The sequence below is a fragment of the Frankia sp. CcCS3 genome (assembly GCF_977927575.1).
In genome coordinates this window covers 1-4,706 of sequence record NZ_CDWRCL010000276.1, presented here as the reverse complement: position 1 = coordinate 4,706, position 4,706 = coordinate 1, and the positions used below count along the sequence as shown (strand labels likewise).

General features: G+C 69.1%; 2 protein-coding genes and 1 pseudogene. 2 read left to right on the top strand and 1 reads right to left on the bottom strand.

What is annotated here, in order from left to right:
- Positions 1–43 precede the first annotated feature (43 nt).
- Together AC08OQ_RS17755 and ahcY are read left to right on the top strand one after the other, a co-directional pair.
- Positions 44–2,562 (top strand): annotated as a pseudogene (locus tag AC08OQ_RS17755) (efflux RND transporter permease subunit).
- Between the two features lie 34 nt (positions 2,563–2,596).
- Positions 2,597–4,033, top strand: coding sequence for an adenosylhomocysteinase (ahcY, locus tag AC08OQ_RS17750; protein ID WP_476602098.1), 1,437 nt, complete (start codon positions 2,597–2,599; stop codon positions 4,031–4,033).
- A 99-nt stretch (positions 4,034–4,132) separates the two neighbouring features.
- Here the strand turns inward: ahcY and AC08OQ_RS17745 are convergent.
- On the bottom strand, positions 4,133–4,706 hold a 574-nt coding region (locus tag AC08OQ_RS17745; protein ID WP_476612223.1), incomplete at its 5' end, for a hypothetical protein.

Sequence of the window (4,706 nt, the reverse complement as noted above, 5' to 3'; positions counted from 1 at the left end):
GATCACAAGATCAGCGACAGATCCATCGGTGGCACTCGTCCGTATGGTCAGTCGGCGCTCGGGCATCGTCGCCGTCGTGGTGCTGCTCGTCACCGCCGCCCTGGGGTTCGGAACCACCCGGCTGGAGTTCACCACCGGCCAGGACAACTATCTGAACCCCGACTCCCAGGTCGCCCGGGACAACGTCGCCTACCAGTCCATCTTCGGCGGCCAGGCGATGGTCACGCTGTTCGCCCTGGACAAGGGCGAACGACTCGAGGACCTGTTCACCAAGCGCGACATCAGCCAGTTCCGGGAGTTGCAGGCCAGCCTCGACGCCGATGACCGGATCGAATCGGTGATCACCCCGCTCGCGGCGCTGGAGTTCACGAACAACCTGGTCACGAGCCCGGACGGCAATCCCGTCAACAGCCCCGCCGGGAAGATCCTGCTCGGCGCCCAGCGCCGCGACCCGGATCCGGCCTCCGCCCAGCGGCGCCTCGCCGACTCCATCACGACCCTGCAGCGGATGCAGGCGATCCCGGTAGCCGAGCGGGTCTACGACAACCCGGCATGGGTCTCCTTCCTGCTCCGCGACAACACGGGTGCCATCCGCAAGTCGATCAAGCCATTCTTCCCGACCGAATCCACCAGCCAGATGGTCACCCGACTGCGGGGCAACGCCTCCCTCACGACCGAGGGCCAGGCCGCGACCCTGGTCGAGAAGGCCGTATCCGAACGCATATTCGATAATGCGACGACAACGTCGACCGGGGCGCCCGCGCTGCTCCGCGACCTCAACGACTACCTGCGCGGCGGGTTCGCCACCCTCGGGGGCATCTCCCTGGCGCTGATGGCCGGCCTGCTGCTCGTCGCCTTCGCGGTGCGCTGGCGGCTGCTCCCACTCGGCGTCGTCGCCGTCGGCCTCATCTGGGCGTTCGGCCTCGCCGGCTACGCGGGCATCCCACTGTCGGTAGTGACCATCTCCGGTCTGCCGGTGCTGCTCGGCGTCGGCATCGACTTCGCCGTCCAGCTCCACAGCCGGGTGGAGGAGGAGGCCCAGCTGGCCCGGGCCGGCCATCCCGTCATCGCGGCCCTGGCCGGGCTGCTGCCCGCGCTGAGCGCCGCCACCGTCGCCGCGGTGCTGTCCTTCCTCGCGCTGGAGTTCAGCGACGTCCCGATGATCCGGGACTTCGGCACGCTGCTCGCCCTGGGCCTGCCGGTGATCGTCATCGCCACGATCCTGCTTCTCACCGCCTCGTTGGGCCTGCGGGAACGTCGCCGGCCGACCCCCCGAAGGACTACACCCACGGCCCGCTGGGTCGGATGGTGATCACCCTGGGATCCCTGCCACGGATCACCGCGGTCCCGCTCGCCGTCGTGTCCGTCGCGGTCTTCGCCGTCGGGATCGTCACCGACGGCACGCTGAAGATCCAGACCGATCCGGAGAAATGGGTCGACCAGCAGAGTCAGGTCATCAAGAACATCAACACGCTGCGCGCGAGCACCGGATCCGCCAGCGAGCTGGGCATTTACGTCCAGTCGCCGAACGTCTTCGACGACGCCACCGTCTCCTTCCTCGCCGAGTTCGCGAACACCCGGCTCGCGAAGGACCCGGCCGACCTGCTGACCGCGTCGAGCCTCGTCACGACCATCAGCTTCATGATGGAGGTGCCGAACACGACGGTCGTCCTGCCGACGGGTCAGGACATCCGGCTCGGCTACGCCGCGGCGCCGCCTGACATCCAGCGCGCCACGGTGAACCTGGCCCACAACGCGCTCAACCTCGTCTTCCGCACCGGATCGGGCTCGTTGGAACGGCGGGCCGCGATCGTCGACGACATCCGGGACACGGTCCATCCGCCGCAAGGGGTACGCGCCACCCCGTCGGGCCTCGCCGTGGTCGGCACCGGGCTGCTGGAGAACTTCACGAAGAACCGGACCCAGCTGACCTACTTCGCGCTGGTCGGCGTCCTGCTCATGCTGCTGGTCTGGCACCGCAGCATCGTCCGGGCGGTCCTGTCGCTGGTGCCGGTGCTGATCGCGGTCGGGCTCAGCTCCATGATCGCCTGGCTGGCCGGCGTCGACCTCAGCCCGCTCACCGCGGTCGGCGGCCCGCTCGTCATCGCGCTGGGCAGCGAGTTCACCACCCTGCTCGTGCTTCGCCACCTGGCGGAGCGTCGACGCGGCCTGACGCCGAAGGAGGCCGTCGACCAGACCGCGGCCCGCACCGGACGCGCCTTCGTGGTCTCCGCGCTCGCCGCCGTGATCGGGGTCGCCGTCCTGGCCTTCAGCTCCCTGCCGCTGCTGCGCGACTTCGGTCTGCTGGTTGCCCTCAACGTCGCCGTCGCCCTGCTGTCCGCGCTGGTCGTCCTCCCACCCCTGTTGATCTGGGCGGACGAGCGCGGCTGGGTGCACCAGCCACGCCAGGCCGACCCGGGTCCGGCGGTCGGCGACAGGACCGGACCGGGTCTTCGTCAACGCGGCGACATGTGGGACGCTCAAGAAACCCGTTCCAAGGCCGGCGCATCACGGCCACAGCCGATGGCGGGTGGAAACCAGGACGAGACATCCGCCGTATAGGCTCGGCAGCCGCCCGAGCGTCGAAGGAGAGGGCATGAGTTTCGAGTTCAAGGTCGCGGATCTCGCACTGGCCGAGTTCGGCCGCAAGGAGATCCGGCTTGCCGAGCACGAGATGCCCGGCCTCATGGCCACCCGGGCGGAATACGCGGCCAGCCAGCCCCTCAGGGGCGCCCGCATTATGGGCTCCCTGCACATGACAATTCAGACCGCGGTGCTGATCGAGACCTTGGTATCGCTCGGCGCCGACGTCCGTTGGGTCTCCTGCAACATCTTCTCCACCCAGGACCACGCGGCCGCCGCCGTCGTCGTCGGGCCGAACGGCAGCAAGGACGACCCGCGGGGCGTGCCGGTCTTCGCCTGGAAGGGCGAGACCCTCGAGGAGTACTGGTGGTGCACGGACCAGGCGCTGGCCTGGCCGGGCGGCGGCACCCCGAACATGATCCTCGACGACGGCGGCGACGCGACCCTGCTCGTCCACAAGGGCGCCCAGTTCGAGGCGGCCGGCGCGGTCCCCGCGACGGACACCGCGGACGGCGAGGAGTACGCGATCGTCCTGGAGACCCTGCGCCGCACCATCGCGGAGAAGCCGGGCCGGTGGACCGAGACCGCGAAGAACATCAAGGGCGTCACCGAGGAGACCACGACCGGCGTGCACCGTCTCTATGAGATGGCGAAGGCCGGCACGCTGGCATTCCCGGCGATCAACGTCAACGACTCGGTGACGAAGTCGAAGTTCGACAACAAGTACGGCTGCCGCCACTCCGTCATCGACGGTCTCAACCGCGCCACCGACGTGCTCATCGGCGGCAAGGTCGCCGTGGTGTGCGGCTACGGTGACGTCGGCAAGGGCTGCGCGGACGCGCTGCGCGGCCAGGGAGCCCGGGTGATCGTCACCGAGATCGACCCGATCTGCGCCCTGCAGGCCGCGATGGATGGTTTCCAGGTCACCACCCTGGAGGACGTCGTCGCGACGGCGGACATCTTCGTCACCACGACCGGCAACTTCAACATCATCCACGCCGAGCACATGGCGGCGATGAAGCACCAGGCGATCGTGTCGAACATCGGGCACTTCGACAACGAGATCGACATGGCCGGCCTGGCCAGGACCCCCGGCATCAAGAAGATCAACATCAAGCCGCAGGTCGACGAGTGGGTGTTCCCGGACGGCCACTCGATCATCGTGCTGGCCGAGGGCCGGCTGATGAACCTCGGTTGCGCTACCGGGCATCCGAGCTTCGTGATGTCGAACAGCTTCACCAACCAGGTGATCGCGCAGATCGAGCTGTTCACGAAGACCGAAAACTACCCCCTCGGGGTGTACGTGCTACCCAAGCACCTCGACGAGAAGGTCGCCCGGCTGCACCTCGACGCGCTGGGCGTGAAGCTCACCCAGCTGACCAAGCAGCAGGCGGACTACATCGGCGTGCCCGTCGAGGGTCCGTACAAGGCCGACCACTACCGCTACTGATCGTCCAGCCCTCCCGCGCCGATTCCGGTTAATCCGGTCAATCCGGTTGACCGGAATCGGCGCTTCGCCCGGAATCGGCGCTTCGCCGGCCGGGATCGGTCAGCGTCTCCTGGACGACCAGCAAACCGACGTCCACGATGGGTCACTCAGATCGTCCAGGCTGTACCAGCCGGCCGGCAGGTAGGTTCCCCAGGTCGCCGACGGGACGTCGGCGCTCGCCCGGCCCAGCATCGCGGGCCTGCGCACGCCGAAGGTCGCGTCGCCGCCGGGGCAGCCCAGGTGCCCGAACCTGAAGATCGGCTCGCCGGCCTCCTCACCCCGGCCTGGACCGGTCCGGCACAGCGATGCCGTGGCCGGCGGCCACAACGAGGCGACATGGACGTAGAAACCGGCGTCGAGATACGTCGCGGGTCTGTTCGGCTCTCCGGCCGCCGCCGGCACACCAACCTCCGTCGCCTGCCCGCCCGGGCAGTTCGCCCAGGTCGCTCCACCGGCCTGCGCGGCGCCCGCGTTCACCAGAGCCAGGATGCCGCTCACCACGAGGGTCGCCCCGGCGGTGGTCAGAGTGGCCAGGGTGGTCCGAGTGGTCCGAGTTGCGCCGCCGCGCCGGCCCGCCCGCCGGGAGCCGCGCCGCGCGGGACGACCTCCTCCGGACGCCGGCGCTCCCGGCGCT

Coding starts and splice junctions, on each gene's coding strand:
- ahcY (WP_476602098.1), top strand. CDS start 2,597: ATGAGTTTCGAGTTCAAGGTCGCGGATCTCGCACTGGCCGAGTTCGGC.